The organism is Psychrobacter sp. Ps4, assembly GCF_022129285.1.
Classification (GTDB): Bacteria; Pseudomonadota; Gammaproteobacteria; order Pseudomonadales; family Moraxellaceae; genus Psychrobacter; species Psychrobacter immobilis_A.
In genome coordinates this window covers 25299-51362 of record NZ_JADQAK010000025.1, presented here as the reverse complement: position 1 = coordinate 51362, position 26064 = coordinate 25299, and the positions used below count along the sequence as shown (strand labels likewise).

Sequence of the window (26064 nt, the reverse complement as noted above, 5' to 3'; positions counted from 1 at the left end):
TAGCAATTAGGTTTGATAATTAGTTTATAACAATTTTAAGTGGGATTGGCTATAGAATAAGACAAAAAATTAATGATGCAAATCTGTCTGGACTAAACTCTATGCAAATGACCGAAACTGGAATTGATGTTTCTGAACTTACTGAACAAGCAATTAGTCGTGTCACTGGTACTACCAATTTATCAGAAGCCTTGAAAAAGTTTATAAATATAGTTGATGAACCAGACTATCAGGGGATGAGAGAACAGTACCACCCTAGTGTAATAGATTTTCTTGGAGGTAGTAGAGCAGTTTCACCCGTTGATGGTCGTACTATAGCAATCAATAAAGGCATTGATATAAATGACCCTAACAGTATAGAAGAGTGCAAAAACGACCATGCTATTAAGTTATTAATGACTAGAATCAACTTGACTCTAGAAAGTCAAGTTTTACCCGCACTGGATCAAATTAATTCAGAACATGTATTTACACGTGATTACCTAGAAAACTTATGTAAGCAAGCTCCTATTGTTCCACTTAATCGTCAGAAGTTAATGGGTCATGCTTTATATGCAGGGTTTCAGAAAGATTACTATACTTCAACGCATGTACTATGTCCTCAGTTTGAACATATGATTAGAATGATTCTAAAAAATTCAGGTGTTAAAACAACCTACATCGATCCTGCAAATGGTATTGAAACTGAAAATGGTTTAAGTACATTAATGAATTCTCCAGAGCTAATTAGCTTGCTAGGTGAAAATCTATGTTTTGAAATTAAGACTCTATTTACAGACTCTAAGGGGTTTAATTTACGCAATAATATTGCCCATGGATTACTAGATGACGCACATGCAGTTACATCAGGAAGTGTTTATGCTTGGTTTCTAACCTTACGAATGATTATAAAATCAATTGAAAACAATATAGCACATCAGATTTAGTAGAATGAAACTAGCCAAAGCTCTACTTATCCGTAGCGATATGCAAAAGAAGCTGGCTCAGCTTAAGGGTCGTATCAACGCCAATATTAAAGTACAAGAAGGCGATACGCCATCTGAGGACCCAAACGCATTGATGATTGACGCCAGCCAAATCATCGCTGAGTTGTCCAACCTGATTGAACGCATTCACCGTACCAATGCAATTGCCAAGACGGACAAAGGTCAGTCGATGCTAACGCTATTGGTAGAGCGCGATACCTTAGAGATGCGCCATAAGCTATTGGTCGATGCCATAGCCGCCACGCATACCGAAACGGATCGTTATAGCCATCGTGAGATTAAATATAATGTCATGGTATCGGTGGCCAGTTTACAGAAGCAAGCCGACGATATTGCCATGAAACTGCGTCAAATCAATATTGTGATTCAAGCTAATAACTGGCAAATAGATTTAGCAGAGTAGTTTCTTTTAGATAACTACTTTTAAATCACGACTTTTATAGTGAAATGACTATAGACCACCCTTTTGGAACCGACTGGGCGAGTGTTAAGACCCCGCACTCCACAACAGGGGGTTGAACAAATACTGCAGTGGCTACTTGGCGTTGCGGGCAAGCGTCTTTTTTTACTACTGATGCCCCGTACCTGTCACTCAGCACAACGCACCATTTAGACCTTACTACCAGACACTGACAGTCGGTTTCAATTTTATTTTCAATGCTTCTCGCTATTTACGAGCGGCATTTTATTATGCCCTCGTTAAATTTATTGCACTCACTTCTAAAACGTCACGAGACAATAGCCATATAAGCAACTAAGAAAGCCATCATGCCAACCATCACAAAAAACAAAACTCTAAAAATCGACGGCAGTACAGGCGAAGGCGGTGGACAAATTATCCGTACTGCCCTATCGTTATCCATGCTCACAGGCACACCAATCGAGATCACCAATATTCGCGCTGGGCGAGCCAAATCAGGATTGATGCGTCAACACCTGATGTGCGTACAAGCCTCACAGCAAATATCAAATGCCACCGTGACAGGTGCAGTTTTGGGCAGCACATCGTTCCGTTTTACTCCTAATACTATACAATCTGGCAATTATACGTTTGATATTGGCTCAGCTGGCAGTACCAGTTTGGTGCTGCAAACACTATTGCCAGTGTTATTGTTTGCTAATACCAACATGCAAACGGTATCAACCGTAACAATAAAAGGCGGCACGCACAATCCACTCGCGCCAACCACGGACTTTTTGCAGCAAGCGTTCGTCCCTACATTAGCGAAATTGGGTATGCACGTGGATATCGAGTTTGTACAAGCAGGGTTTGCGCCTATTGGTGGCGGCATGATTAAAGCGACGATAACGCCATTTATGCGCCATGCAAGCGCTTCACAATTTAACCTGACTAAACGCGGTAAGCTTAACGGTATAGAGCTGGTCGCGAACGTGCTCAATCTAGAGTACGACATTTGCAAACGTGAGCTTTCCAGCGCAAAAGTATCATTGGTTGAAGCAGGTATTGATAAGACACTAATTACGACTAAAAGCTTTAAATTACAAGGCATTGGTGAAGGCAATAGCTGCTATGCACAAGTCACTCATGAGGTTTCTGACACCCAAAATCATAAAGAATATCACTCCGAGGTGTTTACTTTACTAGGAGAAAAACGCAGCTCGGCGGAAAAGATAGGTTGTCGTTTATCAGGCTTAGTCAAACGTTATGTATTTAACACCGACTCACTGGTCGATGAATACTTAACCGATCAATTACTCTTACCGTTGGCGTTAGCAGGCGGTGGCGAGTTTACCGCGCGTGTCGTTAGTAAGCACACTGAAACCCAAGCATGGCTCATTCAGCAATTTTTGCCCGTTGAGATTAAGCTTAAAGTGATCGATGAGCAGAAAACTTTGGTACAAGTTGTCTGTTAAAATCACGCCACTAGCAACAGCAACAGTAGCACTCTGTTACCCAATTACTGCTATGCAGTGATATCATATGTGTATGATGTAGGCGATAAATCTGAGCGCTTTGTCAGTGTCTAACAATAATGGTCATAAGAGGGTGGTTTTTACCCTACTCTCTCTTTAAATCATTGTCACCTTTTTAATATTTACGTATTACTGTTGAGTGTAGCCATGCCCCAATCTCGTACCAATCTAAATCCTGAACCTAAAACCAACTCTCCGTATTTGGTCGGCTTATTGCTGCGTTATAGCACCTTTGGCGCTGCCATCTTGATATTTTTAGCAGGCCTACTATTGCTAAATTGGTGGTTAATTATTCTCGGTGGGTTTGGGGTATGCTTGGGAATTTATGACGTCATACAATCAAAGCATGCTATTTTGAAAAACTATCCTGTTGCCGGACATATTCGTTATGTGCTTGAAGACTTTCGTCCTGAAATTCGTCAATATTTACTAGAAAATGACAAAGAACAAGTACCGTTTTCACGCCAGCAGCGGGCGCTCATTTACCAACGTGCTAAGAATGTCAGTGACACCAATGCCTTTGGTACGCTAGATAATTTATACACCAATGGTAAAGAATGGTTTTTACAATCAGCGATTAGCCAACCTCTAGAAAACAAAGATTTTCGTATTATGGTCGGCGGTGAGCGGTGTCAGCAGCCGCATGATATGTCGGTATTTAATATCTCGGCGATGAGCTTTGGCAGCTTATCGGCTAACGCGATTATGGCGCTCAATCAAGGCGCAAAAATGGGCGGCTTTACTCATGATACGGGTGAAGGGGCTATCAGCCCTTATCATCGCAAGTTCGGTGGTGATTTGATTTGGGAGCTAGGTACAGGGTATTTTGGTTGCCGTGATGATAGTGGCAATTTTGACCCGCAGTCTTTTGCCGAAAAAGCGGTTGATCCACAAGTAAAAATGATTGAAATCAAACTATCGCAAGGGGCAAAACCTGGTAAAGGTGGCGTACTGCCCGCGGAAAAAATCACTCAAGAGATCGCTGATACCCGTCACGTACCACTTGGACAAGACTGCGTCTCGCCTTCTTCGCATACCGCTTTTAGTACCCCACGCGAGTTGGTCGCCTTTTGGCAGCAACTGCGCGAATTGTCAGGTGGCAAACCTGTAGGCTTCAAACTCTGTGTCGGTCAGCCTTGGCAGTTTATGGCGATTGTAAAAGCCATGATTGAAACCGATAATTATCCTGATTTTATCGTCATCGATGGCGCAGAAGGTGGTACTGGCGCGGCTCCTGTCGAATTTATGGACAATGTCGGCATGCCGATGGTTGAAGGGTTTTTATTAATACATAATACGTTAGTGGGTGCAGGCATTCGCGATAAAATCAAACTTGGCGTGAGCGGTAAAATCGTCTCTGGTTTCGATATTGCCCGTATGATTGCCTTGGGCGCAGACTGGTGTAATTCAGCGCGCGGCTTTATGTTTGCCGTTGGCTGTATTCAGTCACGCTCGTGCCATACCAATACGTGCCCGACTGGCGTTGCCACCCAAGACCCTTATCGTCAAAAGGCGCTGGATGTACCAAGCAAAGCTGAGCGCGTCGCAAGCTTCCATAAAAATACCCTAAAATCTCTAGCCAGTATCGTCGGCGCGGTCGGCTTGCAACACCCAAGCCAATTACAACCGTATCATATCGCGCGTCGTCTCGATGATGGGCAGATAAAACTATTATCGAAGTTCTTTTATTTTACGGATAAGGGAGCGCTACTCAATAATAGCGCCCGCGCAGATGTGTTTAATCAGATGTGGGTGATGGCGAACCCAGATAGCTTTTTAGCCAATGATGACGCCCTCATTGCTTATAATAAAGACTCACGGGATAAAGGCAGAGAAACCACCACATCGGTGGAACAGAGCCTTGGCAACTTTGCAAATATCACAGGCGGTGGGCAGTTAATCGGTAACGTCAACAATACTTTTCGCGATGTTCCACTTAGCAATGATGAGAAATAGTGATTAGTATTTCACTATCCATGAGCGTTTATATTTTACTCTTTATCAAAAAGACAGATGATTGATGCCAAATTTCGCTCTTCCCTTACCTTTAGGAGCAGTCGCCCTACTCTTACTAAGTATCAGTGCTTGCCAGCCAGCAAGTACTGATGTCTCTAACAGCGACACCAAAAACTGGTCGTGTCAGACTCAAGATGCCCCATTTTCCTATAGTGTTTGTAGTATTAGTGCTCAAGCTTTGACGAATGAACGCTACTCATTGAAATTGTTTTGGCAGCAGCCCGATAGTACGCAATCATTACTTACTTTTGATACGTTATTGAAGACTTTACCAAAAAATCAAGCGCTGAACTTTGCCATGAATGCCGGCATGTACAATGAGAACTATGCACCGATTGGCTATACCATCATTGATGGTGAAGAGATCAAATCGCTAAATCTCAAAGAAGGCGGTGGCAATTTCCATTTATTACCCAATGGTGTGCTGTGGTGGGATAAAGTTGGAAACGTACATATCACAGAAAGCAATACCTTAAACGAGCAGCTTAACAGCGGCGAAGCGAAGCCTTGGTATGCCACCCAATCCGGTCCTATGCTGGTTATCAATAACGAGATACATCCCCAGTTTAACCCTGATAGTACCTCGCTCAAGATTCGTAATGGTGCTGGTGTCTGTGATGACGGTCACATAAAGTTTATTAATAGTGATGAGCCTGTGACTTTTTATCAATTTGCATCGTTATTTAACAATGACTTAAACTGTCCGAATGCTCTGTTTTTAGATGGCGGGATTGCGTCGGCATTATATGCGCCCAGCATTGATAAGCATGATAAAAAAGAGATGGGCGTGATGGTTGGATTGGTTGAAAATAAAGATTAGGCGATATATTTGTTTTTAAAGACGTATCCATTTTTAAAATAGTGATAAAAATAAGATAAATTGCATTGAATAAAAAGCACTTGAGACGACTTTGTCATCCAAGTGCTTTTTTTATTAATAGCAACAGTTAATGGCTAACAATAGCTAAAGATTAACCACCCAAACTCATCTTAGGACCAAACGGTTCATAATGAACGCTATCAACACCGTGATCTAGCGTCACTAGCCCATCGATCATGCTTTCCATAAATGGCATCGAGCCACAGACATAAATATCAGCAGGCTTAGGTAATTGAGCAAGCCACGCCTCATCTAATAGTTGTCCAGACTCAAAATAGAAAATATGCTTCTCTACAGTCTCAGCCTTTTCTAACAGCGTCTCCACTTCAGTATTGAAAGCGTGATGCGCATCATTTTGGCAAGCATAAACCCAGATAATAGGTCGTTTTGGATTGGCTAATACTTGTGCCTCCAACATAGATAGCACAGGGGTTACACCAACACCAGCACTTATCAATACTAGCGGAATCTCATTTTGCTGTACCAAGTCTTGATTGAGCGCAAAGTCACCTGCTGGTGCCGATAATAAAACCGTGTCACCCACTTCTAATTGGTCGTGCATATAGTTAGAGACCAAACCATGATGCTCATTGCGATTGTCACGTCTGACCGCAAACTGAATGCCTGCATCGGTACTAGCAGAGTACAAAGAGTAATGACGTAGCGCAACATGGTCACTGTCTTTTGGATCTGTTTTCACCGTGATGTATTGACCTGCGGTTAAAGTCAATTTGCTCAGGTCGATCTCTTGATGACTTTCTGCATTATCCTTGGCTGGTACAACTGTAAAGGCCGCAATATCCGTAGCGGCTGCTACCTTTTTAATCACTACAAAAGGCGCAAAACCCTGCCACATCGCCTCCTCATACATGCCATGTTCAATCTGGATAAATACTGAGGCAATCTCATCATAAGCTTCAGTCCAAGCATCGATGATATCGTCATTGGCCGCCTCGCCCAGCACTTCCTTAATTGCACCGATTAAATGCTTACCAACAATAGGATAATGCTCAGGCAAAATTTGTAACGCGCGATGCTTGTGGCTGATTTGCGTGACCTGTGGCAATAACGTCGCCAATTTATCCAAGTGCTTAGCAGCGGCTAACACGGTCGTCGCTAGAGCCGTCTGTTGACGACCCAATTTTTGATTGGTTTCGTTAAATATGTCCAACAGCTCGGGATGCTCTTCAAACATGTTTTTATAAAACACCGTGGTGATTGCCGTTCCATGCTCTTCAAGGACGGGAACAGTTGCGGTGACGATTTCTAAAGTCTTTGGTGAAGCCATACTGTCTCTCTTATTAGTACCAATTCCAAAACATATGAGGAGCGCTGTCAAACTCGTTTAGTCTACTGAATGTAATACTTGCACGCGCTTTTTTGCTACTAAAATGATTGAAAATGGCATAAGTTCATTACATTGATTGGTTGATTCACATATGAAAAATGAAGTGCTTAAATAAGCAACGACGACTGATTTTTACAAACAATTATCAAATTCTTGTCATCAAATTTTTTGCCGAACCAGTCAAAACGCCTCTATAAGATTCATTTAAAATGAATGTTATCATATTTTGCTGCTTATACCAATGCCGTGTGACTGCAAAACTGATTATTTTCGACAAAAAAGCAGCCGCTATGCTGTCATAACGGCTGCTTTTTTGTCGAAAATATAGGGATTAACAGGTTTTATAAGTTAGAGCATTCATCCAAAACTCAAAATTAACGCGCTAGATAATTGGTCATCTCTTCTACCCCATGTAAGGTCATCGGATACATTTTATTGTCGAATAGTTTCTTAATTTCAACGATGGTTTGCGTATATTGCCAGTACGCTGGATCTTCAGGGTTGAGCCAAGCGACTTTATCGAAATGCGCGAGCACCCGCTTGAGCCAAACAATACCCGCCTCATTGTTCATATATTCAACGCTGCCACCAACTGTCATCAGCTCATATGGCGACATTGACGCATCACCGACGAAGATAACGCGATATTCGCGACCGTATTTATTAAGCAGCTCAAAGGTAGGCATCGGTGCACTATGGCGACGATTATTGTCCTTCCAAACATAGTCATACAAACAGTTATGAAAGTAAAAAAACTCTAAGGTTTTAAATTCATTTCTAGCCGCTGAAAATAGCTTTTCTAAGGCTTCAACATGGACATCCATACTGCCGCCCACATCGAACAGCATTAGTACTTTGACGCGATTACGGCGCTCAGCTTGCATATGGATATCGAGCACGCCTTTTTTTGCCGTGCGTTTAATAGTCTCATGAATGTCTAGCTCATCGGCGCTACCGGTACGGGCAAACTGGCGCAAGTTTCGTAGTGCCATTTGAATTTGACGGGTACCAAGCTGACTGTCATCATCAAGGTTGCGGTATTTACGCTGCTCCCAGACTTTAGCGGCGCTACGTTTACGCGATTCACCGCCAACGCGCACGCCTTCTGGATGATCACCATAAGCCCCAAATGGCGATGTACCGCCTGTACCAACCCACTTACTACCGCCTTGATGACGCTCTTTTTGCTCTTTGAGACGCTCTTCAAGCGCTTTCATTAGCTCCTCTAACGAGCCATATTTTTTGAGCAGTCGGCGCTGCTCTTCGGTTAGGTTTTTTGGGTCTAATTTTAAGTCAAGCCACTCTTTAGGAATGTCCGTCAATTTAGCCAATAGCTCATCCATATCCAGGCTGTCGACGCCTTCGAAATAATCTGCCATTGCTCGATCGAATTTATCAAAATGGCGTTCGTCTTTGACCATACAAAGCCGAATCAGTCGGTACATATCCTCACGACTGGCAAAGGTAGACAGCTCTGGATTTTCAGGATGCGGCTGCATCATCAGCCCTTGATCTAACGCGGCATTTAGGTCAAGCAGCTCACGCGTACTGACTGGCACACCATAAGTACGTAAGGTATAGAACAATTTGATAAACATAAGAGTCGCATCGCTTATTGGCTGATATGGTGACAAGTGAAGCCGTTTTATTAGGGCGTGTCGTCATTTTGAAAATAGTCTGTCGTTTAACGACGCATCATATTGGCAAAGCGTTGCAACAAGCTCACATCGGCTTCGTTTTTTAGCAGTGCACCATATAATGGCGGGATAGACTTTTCACCGCGTAAGTTTTCTTCCAACTCTTCTTGTGCCATATCATCAGCCAGTAGCAACGTTAACCAATCTACCAACTCTGAGGTTGATGGTGGCTTTTTGAGCCCTTGGACATTACGCAGCTTATAAAAAATATCCAGCGCATCATTGACCAGTTTTTCTTGGATATTAGGGAAATGAACGTCGATGATTTGACGCATGGTTTCTTCTTCTGGGAAGTCAATATAATTGAAGAAGCAACGACGCAAGAAAGCATCGGGCAACTCTTTTTCATTGTTTGAGGTGATAATGACCACAGGACGCTGCGCAGCAGTGATGGTTTCTCCCGTCTCATAGACATAAAAAGACATTTTATCAAGCTCATGCAGCAAGTCATTTGGGAACTCGATATCAGCTTTATCAATTTCATCAATCAGCAACACACTGCGCTCGTTACTGGTGAATGCCTCCCATAGCTTACCGGGCTTGATATAATTGCCAATCTCATAAACCTTATCATCACCCAGTTGCGAGTCACGCAAGCGCGATACGGCATCGTACTCATACAACCCTTGCTCCGCTTTGGTGGTTGACTTGATGTGCCACGTAATCAGCGGCATCCCTAAGCTTTCAGCGACCTCCTCCGCCAATAATGTCTTACCAGTGCCCGGCTCGCCTTTAATCAATAGTGGTTTTTGTAACGTCATCGCGGCGTTGACCGCCAACTGCAAATCGTCAGTGGCAATATAGTTTTGCGTACCAGTAAAGCTTTTTTTCGTTTTATCAGTCGTGGTCATAATCAAGTCTCAGTTATTGTTATAGATTAGGGCTGTCAAGAGCCAGAAAAGGCTTAAAGGCAATTGATGGTAAATAAATAATCATTTAGATTAGCACAGCATGATTGATTGCCAAAATACTCATGCGTTCGCAGTTGTTGAAAAATAATAGATGCCTTGAACGCTTTTTGACGGTTGATCGACACAGTCATAAAACGTTTTTTCATAAAAAAAGACACGCATGGTGTCTTTTTTTATGGTGCTTTTCATTCACAGTATTTTTATTGATAGCGTCTTTTATATAACTACTATAAAAGCAAAGCTCCAATCATCGCTAGCAAAACTTTAATATCATTTTACTGACTTCGCTTTACTGACAGCACTTTATTGATGTTGCTTTACTACTTATCAAGCTTTTCCATATTAGGCTTTTTAGCTAAACTGCTGTCTTTTTTTAAGCTAACGTCTGCTTTAGGATTAGCCGCTAAAGGCGTTTTATTAGACGGTTCAGCCACAGTGGCTTGATCGGTTAAAGTCGTGCCTTCTGTCAAATAATTGCCAGTCGTCAGCTGCATGGTCGCTTGTGTATCTTCTGCAGTACGACTCCGCGCTTTGTCTAGACTTGACTCAAAAGCACCGCGAATAAGCTGCCAGACGAAGCCCACAAACAAGCCAACCACTAACACGACGAGTATCGGCAGCATATTGGTAATCGCGCCAGCCGTGTCCTTCATCATAATCGCATAAACCACGGCGATACTAGCGGGGGCAATCACACTTGGATCGCCAAGGGCAGTACCTGGTGCCAATAACACAGCAAACAATATCATCCAACTCATACCGCCCAACGGCCGCGGCAGCATACGAGCGACCAGCAACCACAATACCAACACAATAACGGCACCACCCAAATACGCGTACATCGGTAAGTCTGCGGGTGGCACGTCTTTTACCAGCTGTCCCCACCAAATAGCAATTTCGCCGAGAATATCACTAATGGCTTCCAGCGGTAAGCTGTTTATAATACCTTTTAACCAGTCCATGCTTGTGTAGTTACCTGCGTTTATAAATTGTGCAGCGCGTTTACGCGCTTAACGATAGACAGTGTGCTATTTCAACGAACCATAATATCGAATACATTATCGTCAAAAGCAATTAAGACATAAGCACTTGAAACACGACCTTTTGCCTCGCCACGTATTTTTTGTCTTGTCACTCATATAGCCTGCTAGTTTATCACGACTTTCTACCAAAATGCATGAGCGCAAATGTGTCGTAAACTTTTTCTTGCTGGCTGTCATGCAACATAGTCAAAAGAGGCTGATTAAAAACTCGCTTCAAAAATACCCATTAATCATAAATATTGTCTTGTGCTTCACGCGCACGTAATTCCGCTTGGCGGCGCATCACACCTTGCGGTGGCATTTGTACAAAATACCCTTGCGACTGTAATTTTGCCAGTACCTCTGCTTTATCAACGCGCGCAAGCGTCGGCGTAGTGGCTAAGTCCAAGTGCATCACAAATTTACTGCGCCCTAAACTGGCACGAAAATCTTTTGGTAATACGCCAAGCCAATCTTTAATCTCATCGGTATCGTCAGGATAATCAGGACGGGCAATATAGACATACATATCGTTATGTTTGGGGAATTTATAAATATCACAATGCATAATAATGACCTATCAGAAACTATCGCCATAGATTAGCATATTTTGGGTGAATATCAGTAGTCGCTTTACGTTTTACGATGGGCATTCGTGCTAAATTGACCACTACCTACCAAACGTAAAACGCTTTACTTATCGATACGGTATTGATTATTCTCACAAAAAATCATTTTTGCCAAAATTATTCACTTTAATCGCCTAGATGACTTGTAAAAGCGCGGTGAACCTTTCATAATAAAAGCGTTTTTCAGGAGAGAGTCTTGAGCACGATATCAGGTGCGTTCATATTAATGAGCTGGCGCTGATAGTTGCTACTTGACCACCGAAGGCGCATCCACCCTGCCAATCGCTCAGGTAAAAGGACTGAAAAAACACATGTCACGACTGTTTCGCTGTCTACCATCAATTGCGTAGTACACCCAAACATAAGGCATAACAAATCTGGAGAGCGGTAAGGACGGACGACGCCTTACCCACCGAAGGGGAGAAAATGCGACATCATTTAATTTGGTTTTTTAAGGTTGATGCTTTTAAAAACGTGCAATGATGGTTCGTGTTGAAAATCTCAGGTTACAGGACAGATAGGGCTTTTGCTTAAACCGACGTTCAGCGTTTGTTTGGCGGATTGCGCTATTTTTCTGTGCTACCCTTGGTTGCAATGTTTGCACCTTGCAATATTGCTTCTCGCTACTATGATAAGGCACATCAGCCCTCATACTTTGATACTTGTTTTTACGACTGGTTATCGAATGCAGCTGATGTCCACATAAGGATTTGTTATGACCACTACTCAAGATAATACTGCTCAAAGCGCCAACACGTCAGCCCCTAAACGCACACCTCTTTATCAGTCTCACGTTGATAGTGACGGCAAGCTGGTGGATTTTTCTGGTTGGGAATTACCAATCCATTATGGTTCGCAAATTGAAGAGCACGAAGCGGTACGTACTGATGCTGGTATGTTTGATGTCTCACATATGGTCGTCGCTGATGTCACAGGTAGCGATACCAAAGCATGGCTACAAAAGCTACTGGCCAATGATGTTGATAAACTCAAAACCGTCGGTAAAGCGTTATATTCTGGCATGCTCAACGAGCAAGGTGGCGTCATCGATGACTTAATCGTTTACCTAATGAACGAAGACGCTACTGAATACCGTATCGTCTCAAACGCTGCTACTCGTGATAAAGACATGGCACAATTTGACAAAGTCGCCGAAGGTTTTGACATCAGCATCACTGAGCGTCCAGAGCTTGCCATGATTGCCGTACAAGGACCGAACGCTGTTGAAAAACTCGCGCAAACCAAACCTAGCTGGGCAGATACTTTAGCGGGTCTTAAGCCTTTCGTTGGTGCTGATTTAACAGACATCGAAGGCAAAGATTGGTTCGTCGCTCGGACTGGCTATACCGGTGAAGATGGCGTGGAAGTCATTATGCATGGTGATGATGCACCAGCATTTTTTGAGCAATTAAAAGCCAATGGCATTAAACCTGCCGGTCTTGGCGCGCGTGATACCTTGCGTATGGAAGCTGGCATGAACCTCTATGGTCATGACATGGACGACAACGTCAGTCCTTACGAGTGCAACATGGGCTGGACACTCGCGCTTAAAGACGAGCGTGACTTTGTCGGTCGTGACGCTTTAGTCAGTAAGCGTCAACAGTCAAAAGACGATAGCTCTGCCATGAAGCAAGTTGGCTTATTACTAACGACACGCGGCGTATTGCGTGAAGGCATGACAGTCACCATTAATCAAGGCACGGACAATGAGCAAACGGGCATTATCACCAGTGGTACATTCTCCCCTAGCCTAAAAAACTCGATTGCGATTGCCCGTGTGCCTGCCAGCGTATCAGATGATGATAGCGTTCAGGTCGATCTGCGCGGCAAAGGCAAGTTCGTTGATGTGCGTGTTCTTAAGCTACCGTTTGTCCGTAATGGCAAACAGCAGTTTGACTCGTAGGCATTATAAACCCTATTATTAACGTCCACTATTTTTGTTAACCATCCTCTATCATTTAGGAGAGAGACCATGAGCAATATCCCAGCAGAACTAAAATACATCGCCAGCCACGAGTGGTTACGCTTAGAAGACGACGGTACTATCACTGTTGGTATCACTGACCATGCTCAAGACCTATTGGGTGACGTGGTGTTTGTTGAATTGCCAGACGTGGGCGACATCATCGCTGTTGATGACGAAATCTCTGTAGTTGAATCAGTAAAAGCTGCTTCTGACGTTTATGCGCCTATCTCAGGTGAAGTCGTTGCGATCAACGAAGCCCTAGAAGACGATCCAGAAATCATCAACTCTGACCCATATGGCGAAGGTTGGTTCTTTAGAATGAAGCCTGACAACATCGCTGACTACGAAGCATTGCTAACCGCTGATGAGTACGAAAACGAGCTGTAATAGCAGCTTCACTCTCTCGCTTAAAAGCGGTATTTTATTTAAATGCCGCTACTTATAACCTTAAAAAACACAACTTGTTATGACAGATATTGGCGTCAGCTGATATCTGTACGCTTTTTCTTAGAATGTTTATCGCTCAATTTATTGCTTCCAATCGCTATCTGATTTATTCATATCAATTACTTGTCAGGCGCTATTAAAGAGACGTACTCAATACTGCCCCAAGTTGATCACTTAATCTCCAGCATGGATTCTCATATGACCCCTGACACTGATAATCAAGCAAATGCTCAAGCAAGTTCTCAAGAAAAATTTGCAACGCCTGATAATACACCGCAGCTGCAAGCGTTTCGCGAAGTGGTTGAATCACGTCGTTCAGTCCGCCGCTTTACCGACACACCGATACCTGATGAGGTGTTAGCAGACTGTTTGCGTTTGGCCATGCTTGCACCAAACTCTAGCAATCTACAGCCGTGGGAATTTTATGTGATTGATGATGCGGACAAGCGCAAACGCGCGGTGAAAAACTGCATGAATCAAAATGCAGCGAAAACCGCCGCTCGTTTAATCGCAGTCGTTGCTCGCACCGATGTGTGGCATGACCATGCCAAGCAAATATTGCGCGAATACCCTGATAAGCCAGTACCAAAAAAAGTCAAAGACTATTATAACAAAGTCGTGACCATGGACTTCTTACGAGGACCTGTCAATGTGGTATCAGCGGCTAAATGGGGTGCGACTCAAGTGGTCAGACGGGTAAAAGGTCCGATTAAATCACCTTACTATACTTTTGAAGACACCAAAAACTGGGCAACCAACAATACCGCCCTTGCGGCTGAAAATCTAATGCTTGCACTACGCGCGCATGGCTTTGATAGCTGTCCGATGGGTGGCTTTGATGAGCCTGCCATGAAGCGCTTATTAAATTTAAGCGACGATCAACATATCATTATGATGATTGGTGCTGGTGAGCGCGCTGATAATGGCGTTTACAACAGCCAGTTCCGCTTTGACCAAAAGCAATTTGTTCATTACGTATAAAATCTTAAACCGTCATTAGTTATTATTACTAGTTATTTTAGCCATCCCTTTATTACTCCCTTAACCAAGGATTGTCATGACTATCTCGCAAAACCCAACGTTTGATACCTTTAAAGGTTTATTCAACGAAGCTGAATTTGTCTATCGTCATCTAGGCTCCAATGATGCCAAACAAGCTGACCTGCTCAGTGCCGTTGGTTATCAAGACATGGCGAGCTTCATCAATGATACCGTGCCTGAACCAGTGCGCTTGCATAAAGAGCTAGATTTGCCAGTGGCGATGAGTGAACATGCCGCGCTTGCCAAATTGCGTACCATGGCAGATGACATCACTGTTAATAAGAGCTATATCGGACAAGGCTACTCGCCAGTACGTATGCCTGCGGTCATTCAGCGTAACGTCCTTGAAAATCCAGGCTGGTACACCGCTTATACGCCTTATCAGGCAGAGATTGCCCAAGGTCGTCTAGAAGCCTTGCTTAACTTCCAACAAGTATGTATTGATTTGACTGGTCTTGAGCTCGCTGGCGCGTCATTGCTTGATGAAGCAACCGCAGCCGCAGAAGCCATGGCAATGTCAAAGCGTGTGAGCAAAAGCAAATCAACGCAGTTTTTTGTTGATGACCGTATCTATCCACAAACATTAGATGTTATTAATACCCGTGCCAAGTACTTTGGTTGGGAAGTGGTGGTTGGTGATTTTGAACTGGCTAAATCAGGCGATTATTTCGGTGCGCTATTCCAATACGTCGGTGTTGAAGGCGACGTAAAAGACTTAACAGACGTTATCGCTGCTGTGAAGAAAAACAAAACCTACGTGAGTGTCGTCAGTGACATCATGAGTTTGGTGCTATTGAAATCACCAGCAGATATGGGCGCAGACGTCGCTTTAGGTAGCACGCAGCGTTTTGGTATCCCAATGGGCTTTGGTGGTCCACATGCTGCTTACTTTGCCTTCTCTGACAAAGCCAAGCGCTCAGCGCCTGGTCGTATCATCGGCGTCTCTAAAGATTCACAAGGCAATACTGCCCTCCGTATGGCACTACAAACTCGTGAGCAGCATATCCGCCGCGAAAAAGCCAACTCAAACATCTGTACCTCGCAAGTATTGCTTGCTAACCTAGCCGGTATGTATGCCGTTTATCATGGCCCAGGTGGCGTAAAGCGTATCGCTACTCGTATCCATGCCTTTGCGACTGCCTTTGCTGATATCATCAAAAATGCCAACGACAGCAACTTAAATGTCGTACATGACCAATTCTTTGACAGCGTCGTCGTTGATTGTGGATCAGAAAAACTGGCCACTCAAATTTTCGAAAATGCTGACAATGTAGGCTATAACTTATGGCGTCTTGGTGAAACCAAATTAAGCGTCGCGTTTAGTGAAACCAGCGATCAACAAGACTTTAGCGTCCTAACTCAACTGTTTGTTAGTAAAGCACATGACCTACCAGAAGACGCTCGCGTTTCTCTTGATAGTGCGCACTTGCGTACCGATGCTATTTTATCGCATCCAGTATTTAACTCGCATCATACTGAACACGAAATGCTGCGTTATTTAAAATCGCTTGAAGACAAAGATTTGGCAATGAACCGCAGCATGATTTCATTGGGTAGCTGTACCATGAAATTGAATGCCACCAGTGAAATGCTACCGATTACTTGGCCTGAATTTGCTAATGTGCATCCTTTTGCACCACGTGACCAAGTCACAGGCTATGTTGCCATGATTGATAGCTTGCAAGACCAGCTGAAGGCCATTACTGGTTTTGATGATGTGTCTATGCAGCCAAACTCTGGCGCTTCAGGTGAATATGCTGGTCTGCTAGCGATTCGCCGTTATCACGAATCATTGGGTGAAACTGACCGTGATGTTTGTCTAATCCCTCAGTCAGCGCACGGTACCAACCCTGCGACGGCTATGATGATGGGTATGAAAGTAATCGTGGTTAAAACTGATGACAATGGTAACGTTGATATCGATGATCTAACTGCTAAGTGTGAAGAAAACAGTGCCAATCTAGGTGCATTGATGATTACTTATCCATCGACGCATGGCGTGTTTGAAGAAGGCATCCGTAAAATCTGTGACCTTATCCATAAACATGGCGGTCAAGTTTATATGGATGGTGCCAATATGAATGCACAGGTTGGCATGATGCAACCGGCTGACGTTGGCGCTGATGTACTACACATGAACTTGCATAAAACCTTCTGCATCCCGCATGGCGGCGGTGGTCCAGGCATGGGCCCTATCGGCATGAAGTCGCATTTAGCACCCTTTATGGCCAATCATACATTGAGCCCTGTGCATAATGCGCAAAAAGACTGCTCGGCCGTATCAGCAGCCCCTTATGGTTCAGCAAGCATTTTACCAATTTCATGGATGTACATTGCCATGATGGGTCGTGATGGTCTGCTAAAAGCCACTGAGCTTGCGCTATTAAATGCTAACTATGTCGCTGCTCAATTAAAAGACCACTACCCTGTTCTTTATACGGGCAAAAACGGTCGCGTCGCGCACGAATGTATCATCGATATTCGTCCGTTGAAAGAAGAGACGGGCATCAGTGAAAGCGATATTGCTAAGCGCTTGATGGATTACGGTTTCCACTCACCAACGATGAGCTTCCCAGTTGCGGGTACCTTGATGATTGAACCAACTGAGTCTGAATCTAAAGAAGAATTAGATCGTTTCGTCAGTGCTCTAAAATCTATCAAATACGAAGCAATGAAAGCCAAAGCTGGCGAAGAGGGTTGGACGTTAGAAGACAACCCACTGGTCAACGCACCGCATACCGCTGCGATGGTCACCAACAGCGAATGGACGCACCCATACAGCCGTGACACAGCAGCATTCCCACTGCCTTATATCCGCGCCCATAAGTTCTGGCCAAGCGTAGCACGTGTCGATGACGCTTATGGTGATAAGAACCTCATGTGTTCTTGCCCAAGTATCGAAAACTACATGTAGTTTTCAAATAAGTATGAACAGTTGATATAAAAATAAACCTCCAAGTCAGCAGCTGATTTGGAGGTTTTTATTTTGTATGTACTTTATCTGACTTGTTATGCTCTTAGCATGGTTAACTCTAAATAAAACAAAAGATGATCAGAATAGCCTGCTACTAATACATATTTTCCTTGCTTGCTGTGCGACTTCGTCACTGTAAATGCTACGTAAAACTTATCTCAGCAGCACTTAATTCTTTTTAAATTTAATCGACTATAGTTAGTTAAAATTATAATTTTGTCTATAAGCAAACGCTTTATAATGATCTTCTCATTTAATCTTATGTGGAATAGCTAAAATGACTCGTGCAAATAAAAATACGACAGTGTCTAATCACGAGCCCATTCAGCTTGAAGGTGTCATACTCATAGCAGGCATCATGTTTTTTGCTGCTCTAGCCACAGTTATTAGTATCTACTTTAATGACTATAAGTTAAACATCAGCTGTGAAAAAAAACGACCTGATGAAATAGCAATCTGCCAAATTGTTAAAGTAAACCTACTTGATCAGAAGACTGTATTATTTGATGACCAACCTATTACTACTGCTAATATATTAGGAGTATTAGTTTTTAACAGAAGTCCTAGCGCAGTTAGTAACAACTTCCAAAAAAAGCTGTGCAAAGCTCAATTATATGGTAGTTATGGAGAAGTAATTTGGAAAACTCAGCATTCTAATGAATGGTGGAAACAAAACTGCTTTGGATATGATGATAGTGGCGCTTTTATAGATTACTTAGAAAATCAAGAAATTGCAGAAAACAGAAAGCTGAATCACAACTACCAACTTGTTATCTATAAACATTGGGATAAGTACTTACTAAGCTTTCTAGGTTGGGCAGTGGTTTGCTCAATTATCCTTATTATATATTGCCATATAAGGTTGGGAATAGAACTCCGTAAAATGAGTCAAACTTGAGCTAGATTTAATATACATAGATTATATGAGTTATAAAGACTAGTTCTTCATGTTTTTAGCATTCTTTTTCATATGTTACCAAAACTATTTTTACTTTGTTGGAAAATGCCATGCCACAAAAAAACTGCGTCATTCTCATCCATGGTCTGCACCAAACCGCTTGGATCATGCGACCACTGGCCAAACGCTTGCAAGCAGCAGGATTTGACACTCATCAATTTGGCTATCGTAGTATGCGTGACGGTATCAAAACCAATAGTGCCCGCCTAAATAGCTGGCTAGAAAACCATCATCACCCTGACCAACCGATAGATTTGGTTGGTCATAGTTTGGGCGGTCTGATTATTCGTGATTTTGTCACTGCATATCCGCAGTGGCAGATAGGACGCTGCGTGACACTTGGGACACCGCATGTAGGCAGTGTATGTGCTGACTACATTTGGCGCTTGACCCCAGCTGTAGTGGGTCGCTCATACATCGATGCGTTAGATGGCAGCGTAGCACCTTTACCGGAGCATATTACCCTTGGGGTGATTGCGGGTAATCGTCCTTATGGCCTAGGGCAGTTGTTTTTACAGTATCATAATCGAAAATTGCGTAAGACAAATAATATGCCATCAGTAGAACATCTACTACACGATGGCACAGTATATATAGAAGAAACCAAAATAGAGGCTGCCACGGATCACATAGTTTTACCAGTCTCGCATACTGGGATGCTGGTCGATAAAACAGTAGCCGCGCAAACCAAGTACTTTTTACAACATGGACAGTTCGAGCATAACAAACTTACGTCTTGAGAAAAGCATCATCTTTTATCAATGATAGAATCTTATGGCTTATCGAACGTTGATACCCATACCCTGCTGCAACTCAGTTTTATGTTTTTTGATGACTGGAATCAGGGTGTTCATGACCCAGTCATTCCGCCAGCCTTTTAAGCCCTCTGGCAACTCGCTTAATTCCTTATCAAAAGCAATTACTTCATACAATTGCCCTAGCCACTTCTTACGCATCAATACATTATCAGGTACACCGATAGCTCGTGCGTGATCATCGATCGCTTGCTGCACTGCTTTTGACAGTACTTTATTTTTTGAGCGATACGGCGGTAACAGGCAATCAGGAAATTCAGCAGGGTGCATGTTTTTTGCTTGATTTATCACTTTTAGCAGCTCTTCGCCGTATAAGCGCAACATACTGCGATGCATCGTGGTTTTGTGCGCAAGCTCTCGCATATTACTTGGTTTTTCAGTGATGATCTCACGTACTGCTTGTTTTTTAATCACAAACGTACGTGGCTGATTGGTCGAACGCGCCAGCTCCTCGCGCCACGTGGCAACCGCTTGCAGTATCGCCATCTGCTGTGAAGTATAACGATAATCTGCCATTGTTAGGTACATTGCATTGTCTTCAACATGCTGAGCATCATACAAATCACTGGCATAAAGCTGGCAATCTGCCCATACATAATCGTATAAACCTTGCTTTTTTAACGCATATTCAAGACTTAAATAAAGCGCTGGCAAAAAGCGTACGTCATCAATCGCATACTGCTCTTGCTCGTCTGATAATGGACGCTGTAGCCAGTCCGACTGGCTTTGTTCTTTATCAATGTGCATGTCTAGCTGGTCGTCAAGCGCTTGCTGATAGCCCATTTGCAATTGACCCGTTAAGTAAGACAACGCAATTTGCGTATCAAATATATTGGTCAATGGCGGACAGCCAGATAATAAGTAAAAAATACCCAAATCCTCACCACAGGCATGCCAAATCGCCACATCAACTTTGGCCAGTGCATGCCACAGTTCGGTCAGTTGCAACTGCGGGGCATCTAATAAATAAATATGATTGCCAGTATTTAGCTGCACCAATGCCAAGCGCGGATAGTAAGTATCACGTTTGATAAACTCAGTATCTAACGCCACCCGACCACAAGTTGCCAATGCATCGATAACTTCAGCCAAACCATTTTGTTCACGCACCCACGTGACAGCAGCTTCGTCGGCACTATCTAGCAGCGCATCAATATCTGGCTCTGAAGGTAGATCTGCTGACTCTATTTTAGAATTAATTGATGGTGCTAATAAATCATCAGAAACAGCAATGTTAATGTTGTCTGCAAGGTTTGATTGGATGGCAGCAGTCGAAGCTGTTGGAGCATGGTTGGACACGGGCAGATACCTGCATAAATAGGAAAAAATAAAACGCTAAAGGGCGTCTCAATAAAAGTAAATAATAAAATACTAGGGCGTGTCCTCATTTTAAAAATGGTGATAAAAATGAGATAAATTGCAGTTAAACAAGGAAAATAGCGCAGATAATATCGAGATATTAGTCAGCTATTTGACGCCGTTTAGCAAGATTTAGCCATTTTTAACCCATTTAGATAACTATCGATTGAATTGAGGACACGCCCTAGTGAATCAATTATAACAATTTCATGAAATAAAATGGACAAGACTTGGTTTTTATAAAGAAGTTATAGAAAAAATGTCAGTGTGCTATAAAAATGAACGATTTTGTATCGCTTGTCCAAGGGTCATGCTATCAAGATATTCAAGCTCGCCGCCCATTGGCACACCTTGTGCTAAACGTGTGACCTTATTAACATGACGACTAACCGCTGCACTGATAAAGTGCGCGGTGGTCTGCCCTTCGACAGTCGTACCAGTCGCCAATATCAACTCTTCAACAGGCTCTTGCTTAACCCGCCAGACCAGTTGTTCAATATTCAAATCATCAGCGCTAATGCCATCAATCGGTGATAAATGACCACCTAACACAAAGTAGCGGCCACGGTAGCCTGCGGTTTGTTCGATAGCCATCACGTCTGCTGCCGTTTCGACCACACATAGCAAGGCATCATCACGGCGCGGATCTTGGCACAGCGGACAGATGTGATCATCACTAAAGCTGTGACAACGCTGGCATTCGACGATATCGCGCATCGCCTCATCAAGCGCTTGGGCAAGTGCCATGCCTTGTGGACGTTTTTTGGTAAGCAAATGCAGCGCCATACGTTGGGCACTTTTTTGACCCACACCCGGCAAAATACGCAGCTGTTTAACCAGCTGATCAAATTTGGCTGTCAGCAAAGCATCTTCCTTTATTTAACTTAATTTATAAATCGTAGCTATGAAAATGGGGTCGTATCATGTCGATAACAACCCCATTTTGTCTTTAATATGTCGTGTTTGGCTTAAAAAATAACGACTTAGAACATACCTTGCATACCAGGTGGTAGACCCATGCCTGAGGTCGCGCCAGCCATGGTTTCTTCGTATAGCGCATCTGCTTGACGAACGGCGTCATTGATAGCAGCAGCAATAAGATCTTCGATCATATCTGGCTCATCTTCTAGCAAGCTTGGATCGATGGTTAAACGCTTAACCACATGGCGACCCGTCATGGTGACTTTTACCAGACCACTGCCCGCTTCAGCTTGTACTTCTTTATTCGCAAGCTCTTTCTTAGCATTTTCAACGTTTGCTTCGACTTTCTTTTGCATCGTTTGTGCTTGTTGCATTAATGCTTGAATATTCATAGTTGCCTCTTTTGTTTTTTAATCATAAATGATTGATATTTTACTAGGGCGTGTCCTCAATTCAATTGATCATATCTAAACGGGTTAAAAATGGCTAAATTTTGCCAAACATCGTTAAATAGCTGGTTAATATCCCGATATTATCTGCGCTATTTTCCTCGTTTAACGGCAATTTATTTCATTTTTATCACCATTTTTGAAATAAGGACACGCCCTAATATAAAGTGCTAACCGCGATTATACCGTTATCTTTACAAACTGTCTAAACCACGCGCCAAATCTTTGATGATATCTTCTACATCTTCTAAGCCTACTGACAAACGAATAAGACCATCTTTTACGCCCGCTTCAGCGCGCTCTTTTGCACTCAAGCGAAAATGAGTGGTGGTTGCAGGATGGGTAATGGTGGTTTTAGCATCACCCAAGTTATTAGTAATAGAAACCATTTGGGTGGAATCAATGACATGCCAAGCGGCAGCTTTTGAATCAGTGCTGTCAGAAGCCTTTACCTCAAAACCCATGATAGCACCATAGCCACCTGTCATATGATGTTGACGCGTCGCAAGCTCATGAGCGGGATGATCACTCAAACCTGAGAAATGTACGGCACTAACATTGGGATGATTGACCAAAAACTCTGCTACTTGATTGGCATTTTGACAATGCGCTTGCATACGTAGTTTCAGCGTCTCTAACCCTTTGGTAAAGACCCAAGCATTAAACGGACTCATACTGATACCGCCTGAGCGTACCACGGTAAACGCCTCTTGCATCAGCTTATCACTGCCGACCAATGCGCCGCCGAGTACTCGCCCCTGACCGTCTAGATACTTAGTGGCAGAATGAATCACCACATCGGCACCCAAATCAAGCGGACGCTGCAAAGCTGGAGTGGCAAAGCAATTATCAACGACCAATAAAATACCATTGGCTTTACACAGCTGGCTTAAAAAGCCAATATCACAAATCTGTGCCAATGGATTGCTAGGGCTTTCGCAATAAATGACTTTGGTGTTTGGTTGAACGGCGTTTGCCCACGCCTCATTATCGAAGCAATCAACGTAGCTGACTTCCACACTGAACTTTGCCATATAATTATTAAATAGACCAATCGATGAGCCAAATAATTGATTGGCAGCAAGCAAATGATCGCCCGCTTTCAGATATGCCAAGCACATGGTCAAAATCGCGCCCATGCCAGAGGCTGTCGCCACTGCGCGCTCACCGTTTTCAAGCGCTGCCAAACGCCGCTCAAAGGTACGCACACTCGGATTGGTATGGCGTGAGTATACGTTGCCCGTCTTCTCTCCATTAAAATGTGCCGCGGCATCTGCCGCTGAGGTATACACGTACGAGCTGGTAGTAAAGATAGCCTCTGAGTGCTCACCCTCATCGGTACGATGTTGCCCTGCTCTTACAGCAATGGTTTGCATACCATAATCGAGAGCTAAATTGAGCGCGTCACTGCGCCAGTTTGGATCTAATTTATCTACATTTTTATCATCATGGGCTTGCGACTGACTCATAAATATTCCGTTGCTTTGATTGGTATTTTGATTGATATAAAATGACTGCTTATTCTTCTGATTATCGACCGAATGCATCAGCGTTATCATATCATGTCAACTTATTCCACACAGCTGGTTTCAAGCGATGGCTAAATATTATTTTTGAATACACATCTATCTCTTTCTCAACAACAGATGAAAGAGAGACGATAAGTAAATAATGACTGAATAAGTCGCTGAATCTAACAAAAATAACGTATTTATAATAGGCATAGATGACGACAGCTGATAAGCTTAGCGGCGATTTAATTTTTGCCTTGGGCGATATTGTTATACGCTTCGTAATCAGTGCTATCATCGGTAAAATAAACGATGCACTAGCGCATGTCCTTCATTCAATTGATAGTCTTTTTAATGGGCTAAAAATGAGGACATGCCCTCTCGCTTACTTTCTAACAAATACTTCTTTATGTAAGGCTCACTAAGGTAATTCATTTATGTCGATGTTCAGTATAGAACCAAGCAACTTATCGTTGAGTCTAACACTCGGACTAACCTTAGGTCTTAGTGGATGTCAGGTTTTGCCAAAACAGCCACACTTAGCTGAGAGCCAAGCATTATCAGCACGAGTACATGACTTATATCAGCAAGAAGACAATCAAGAAACTGGACAAAGTGACACAGTAGCAACCAATGACGTTGATTTGGTAGCATCGATTAGTGAACAGAATGATATTCACCCAGATTTATCCGGCTATCACCCCATTGTAACTGGTGCCAATGCTTTTGCTTCTCGCAGTATATTAACGGACATGTCCACACGTAATATCGATGCGCAGTATTATATTTGGCATAATGACCAAGCTGGTCAACTACTATTGAAAGATCTGTGGGAAGCGGCTGAACGCGGCATCATTGTACGCTTACTATTAGATGATTTTAATAATGATGCCACCTTCGATCAGCATTTATTACGTTTTTCCAGTCATCCGAACATTGCGGTACGAATCATCAATCCGCTGATGCACCGTAAGTTTCAAACATTAAACTACGTCACAGGTCTGCCACGTATCAATCGCCGCATGCATAATAAAAGCATGACTTTTGATAAGCAGATTACCATCATTGGGGGACGTAATATTGGCAATGAATATTTAAGCAATGACCAAAATAGTCAATTTGCGGATTTGGATGTTTTACTCATCGGTAAAGTCGTCGCAGATATTGACAACAGTTTTTCAAGCTATTGGTCGTCGCCTTTGTCATTTGACATTGAAACGCTAGTGAAGCCTGATAACAATACAGCGCCTGATTTCCTAGCGGCACTGGATAAGCTAGGTCAGGATGAAAAAGGTAGCGACAATCATTTGACGGTGTATAAAGAAGCGCTGGAAGAGTCAACGATAGACAGTGACTTGGTCAATAAACGCGTGCCTTTTCGCTGGACAGACATGCAGTTTTTGAGTGATGATGTGGGCAAGCTGACCAAAACGGTACCAGCGGATACCAATTTGGTGCATCAATTGCGTACCTTATTAGGCAGCCCAACCAAAAAGCTAACCATCATTTCCTCTTACTTTGTACCCACCAAAGATGGTGTCAATACTTTAGTGCAATTGGCTGAAGCTGGTATCGAGATTAAGATTTTGACCAATTCATTTGATGCGACCGACGTGACTGCTGTGCATTCTGGCTATAGTCAATGGCGACCTAACTTGCTGCGCGCCGGTGTCAAAATCTACGAGCTAAAATCCACTGCCTCTGAAGAAAAACGCGAAAACAAGCTTTGGAAAGCTCGTAGTCAATCCTCAACCAGTTTACATGCAAAAACGTTTGCCGTTGATGACTATCAAGTATTCATTGGCTCCTATAATGTCGACCCTCGCTCTGCCAATATCAATACAGAAATGGGTGTGATCATCAATGATGATGAGCTGGCAAAACAATTGCATGGTGCGCTGAGCGATGACCTGCTAAACCAAGCTTATGAAGTCAAACTATCAGATAATGGTAAGCTACAGTGGCATACTATAGAAGACGATAAAAAAGTGGTTTACGATTCAGAGCCACGCGTCGATATCAGCGATCATGTCTGGCTGACTATCATGTCATGGTTACCTATTGATTGGTTGCTATAGCTGCCATCATCAAAAACACTCTAAAACTTGGTCATATTTACATAATAACAGCGCTATTGAGTGATTCTTTGACCTAATTTTTTTTAGTTTGAATACTTTTTAGTTGGAGTGCTTTTCATTT

General features: G+C 43.1%; 21 protein-coding genes and 2 riboswitches. Of the genes, 12 read left to right on the top strand and 9 right to left on the bottom strand.

Annotated features, from left to right (window positions below):
• Nucleotides 1-101 precede the first annotated feature (101 nt).
• The 5 genes from I3252_RS12755 (at nucleotide 102) to I3252_RS12735 (ending at nucleotide 5757) form a co-directional block, all read left to right on the top strand.
• Nucleotides 102-926, top strand: coding sequence for a DUF4209 domain-containing protein (locus tag I3252_RS12755; protein WP_238035476.1), 825 nt, complete (start codon nucleotides 102-104; stop codon nucleotides 924-926).
• Nucleotides 927-930: 4 nt separating this feature from the next.
• Nucleotides 931-1389 (top strand): DIP1984 family protein, encoded by a 459-nt coding sequence (locus I3252_RS12750; protein ID WP_238035475.1) that lies wholly within the window; start codon nucleotides 931-933, stop codon nucleotides 1387-1389.
• A 365-nt stretch (nucleotides 1390-1754) separates the two neighbouring features.
• The gene (gene rtcA, locus I3252_RS12745) at nucleotides 1755-2861 is read left to right on the top strand and encodes an RNA 3'-terminal phosphate cyclase (RefSeq protein WP_238035473.1); all 1107 of its coding nucleotides are present in this window, start codon (nucleotides 1755-1757) and stop codon (nucleotides 2859-2861) included.
• 207 nt (nucleotides 2862-3068) lie between these two features.
• Nucleotides 3069-4877 carry an FMN-binding glutamate synthase family protein gene (locus tag I3252_RS12740; protein ID WP_238035472.1) on the top strand — a complete coding sequence of 603 codons (1809 nt, stop codon included), beginning with the start codon at nucleotides 3069-3071 and terminating at the stop codon, nucleotides 4875-4877.
• Between the two features lie 64 nt (nucleotides 4878-4941).
• Nucleotides 4942-5757 carry a phosphodiester glycosidase family protein gene (locus I3252_RS12735; RefSeq protein WP_238035471.1) on the top strand — a complete coding sequence of 272 codons (816 nt, stop codon included), beginning with the start codon at nucleotides 4942-4944 and terminating at the stop codon, nucleotides 5755-5757.
• Between the two features lie 151 nt (nucleotides 5758-5908).
• Here the strand turns inward: I3252_RS12735 and I3252_RS12730 are convergent, their stop codons facing one another.
• The 5 genes from I3252_RS12730 to I3252_RS12710 all read right to left on the bottom strand — a co-directional run bounded on the left by I3252_RS12730 (nucleotide 5909) and on the right by I3252_RS12710 (nucleotide 11363).
• A complete protein-coding gene (locus I3252_RS12730; RefSeq protein ID WP_238035470.1) occupies nucleotides 5909-7105 on the bottom strand; it encodes a globin domain-containing protein in 1197 nt (398 codons plus the stop codon).
• A gap of 434 nt (nucleotides 7106-7539) precedes the next feature.
• Nucleotides 7540-8763: a VWA domain-containing protein gene (locus tag I3252_RS12725; protein WP_201502301.1), complete on the bottom strand. Its 1224-nt coding sequence runs from the start codon at nucleotides 8761-8763 to the stop codon at nucleotides 7540-7542.
• Nucleotides 8764-8849: 86 nt separating this feature from the next.
• Nucleotides 8850-9713, bottom strand: a complete 864-nt coding sequence (locus I3252_RS12720) for a MoxR family ATPase (RefSeq protein WP_238035468.1) — start codon at nucleotides 9711-9713, stop codon at nucleotides 8850-8852.
• 380 nt (nucleotides 9714-10093) lie between these two features.
• Nucleotides 10094-10735 (bottom strand): hypothetical protein, encoded by a 642-nt coding sequence (locus tag I3252_RS12715; protein ID WP_238035467.1) that lies wholly within the window; start codon nucleotides 10733-10735, stop codon nucleotides 10094-10096.
• Nucleotides 10736-11042: 307 nt separating this feature from the next.
• Complete coding sequence (locus tag I3252_RS12710) at nucleotides 11043-11363, bottom strand: YcgL domain-containing protein (protein WP_238035466.1); 321 nt, start codon at nucleotides 11361-11363, stop codon at nucleotides 11043-11045.
• A 235-nt stretch (nucleotides 11364-11598) separates the two neighbouring features.
• Nucleotides 11599-11736, top strand: a riboswitch (glycine riboswitch).
• 55 nt (nucleotides 11737-11791) lie between these two features.
• A riboswitch (glycine riboswitch) is annotated at nucleotides 11792-11951 on the top strand.
• Nucleotides 11952-12139: 188 nt separating this feature from the next.
• Here I3252_RS12710 and gcvT point away from each other — a divergent pair.
• The 6 genes from gcvT to I3252_RS12680 all read left to right on the top strand — a co-directional run bounded on the left by gcvT (nucleotide 12140) and on the right by I3252_RS12680 (nucleotide 19550).
• Nucleotides 12140-13327: a glycine cleavage system aminomethyltransferase GcvT gene (gcvT, locus tag I3252_RS12705; RefSeq protein WP_201539907.1), complete on the top strand. Its 1188-nt coding sequence runs from the start codon at nucleotides 12140-12142 to the stop codon at nucleotides 13325-13327.
• A 69-nt stretch (nucleotides 13328-13396) separates the two neighbouring features.
• On the top strand, nucleotides 13397-13777 hold the full coding sequence (gene gcvH, locus I3252_RS12700; RefSeq protein WP_011280078.1) for a glycine cleavage system protein GcvH: 381 nt from the start codon (nucleotides 13397-13399) through the stop codon (nucleotides 13775-13777).
• Between the two features lie 258 nt (nucleotides 13778-14035).
• Nucleotides 14036-14818, top strand: a complete 783-nt coding sequence (locus I3252_RS12695; RefSeq protein ID WP_238035464.1) for a nitroreductase family protein — start codon at nucleotides 14036-14038, stop codon at nucleotides 14816-14818.
• Nucleotides 14819-14894: 76 nt separating this feature from the next.
• A complete protein-coding gene (gcvP, locus tag I3252_RS12690; RefSeq protein WP_238035462.1) occupies nucleotides 14895-17792 on the top strand; it encodes an aminomethyl-transferring glycine dehydrogenase in 2898 nt (965 codons plus the stop codon).
• A gap of 337 nt (nucleotides 17793-18129) precedes the next feature.
• A complete protein-coding gene (locus tag I3252_RS12685) occupies nucleotides 18130-18750 on the top strand; it encodes a hypothetical protein (RefSeq protein ID WP_060491436.1) in 621 nt (206 codons plus the stop codon).
• Nucleotides 18751-18860: 110 nt separating this feature from the next.
• Entirely contained in the window at nucleotides 18861-19550 is a 690-nt protein-coding gene (locus tag I3252_RS12680; RefSeq protein WP_238035461.1) for an alpha/beta fold hydrolase, read from the top strand.
• A 39-nt stretch (nucleotides 19551-19589) separates the two neighbouring features.
• Here I3252_RS12680 and I3252_RS12675 read toward each other — a convergent pair whose 3' ends face one another.
• The 4 genes from I3252_RS12675 to I3252_RS12660 form a co-directional block, all read right to left on the bottom strand.
• Complete coding sequence (locus I3252_RS12675) at nucleotides 19590-20924, bottom strand: HRDC domain-containing protein (protein ID WP_238035460.1); 1335 nt, start codon at nucleotides 20922-20924, stop codon at nucleotides 19590-19592.
• A gap of 330 nt (nucleotides 20925-21254) precedes the next feature.
• Nucleotides 21255-21848 carry a recombination mediator RecR gene (gene recR / locus I3252_RS12670; RefSeq protein WP_238035459.1) on the bottom strand — a complete coding sequence of 198 codons (594 nt, stop codon included), beginning with the start codon at nucleotides 21846-21848 and terminating at the stop codon, nucleotides 21255-21257.
• Between the two features lie 119 nt (nucleotides 21849-21967).
• Complete coding sequence (locus I3252_RS12665) at nucleotides 21968-22297, bottom strand: YbaB/EbfC family nucleoid-associated protein (RefSeq protein WP_045445429.1); 330 nt, start codon at nucleotides 22295-22297, stop codon at nucleotides 21968-21970.
• A gap of 251 nt (nucleotides 22298-22548) precedes the next feature.
• Nucleotides 22549-23823 (bottom strand): O-succinylhomoserine sulfhydrylase, encoded by a 1275-nt coding sequence (locus tag I3252_RS12660; protein ID WP_238035458.1) that lies wholly within the window; start codon nucleotides 23821-23823, stop codon nucleotides 22549-22551.
• Nucleotides 23824-24302: 479 nt separating this feature from the next.
• Here I3252_RS12660 and I3252_RS12655 point away from each other — a divergent pair, with 479 nt between their 5' ends.
• A complete protein-coding gene (locus tag I3252_RS12655) occupies nucleotides 24303-25943 on the top strand; it encodes a phospholipase D family protein (RefSeq protein WP_238035457.1) in 1641 nt (546 codons plus the stop codon).
• The last annotated feature ends 121 nt before the right edge of the window (nucleotides 25944-26064 follow it).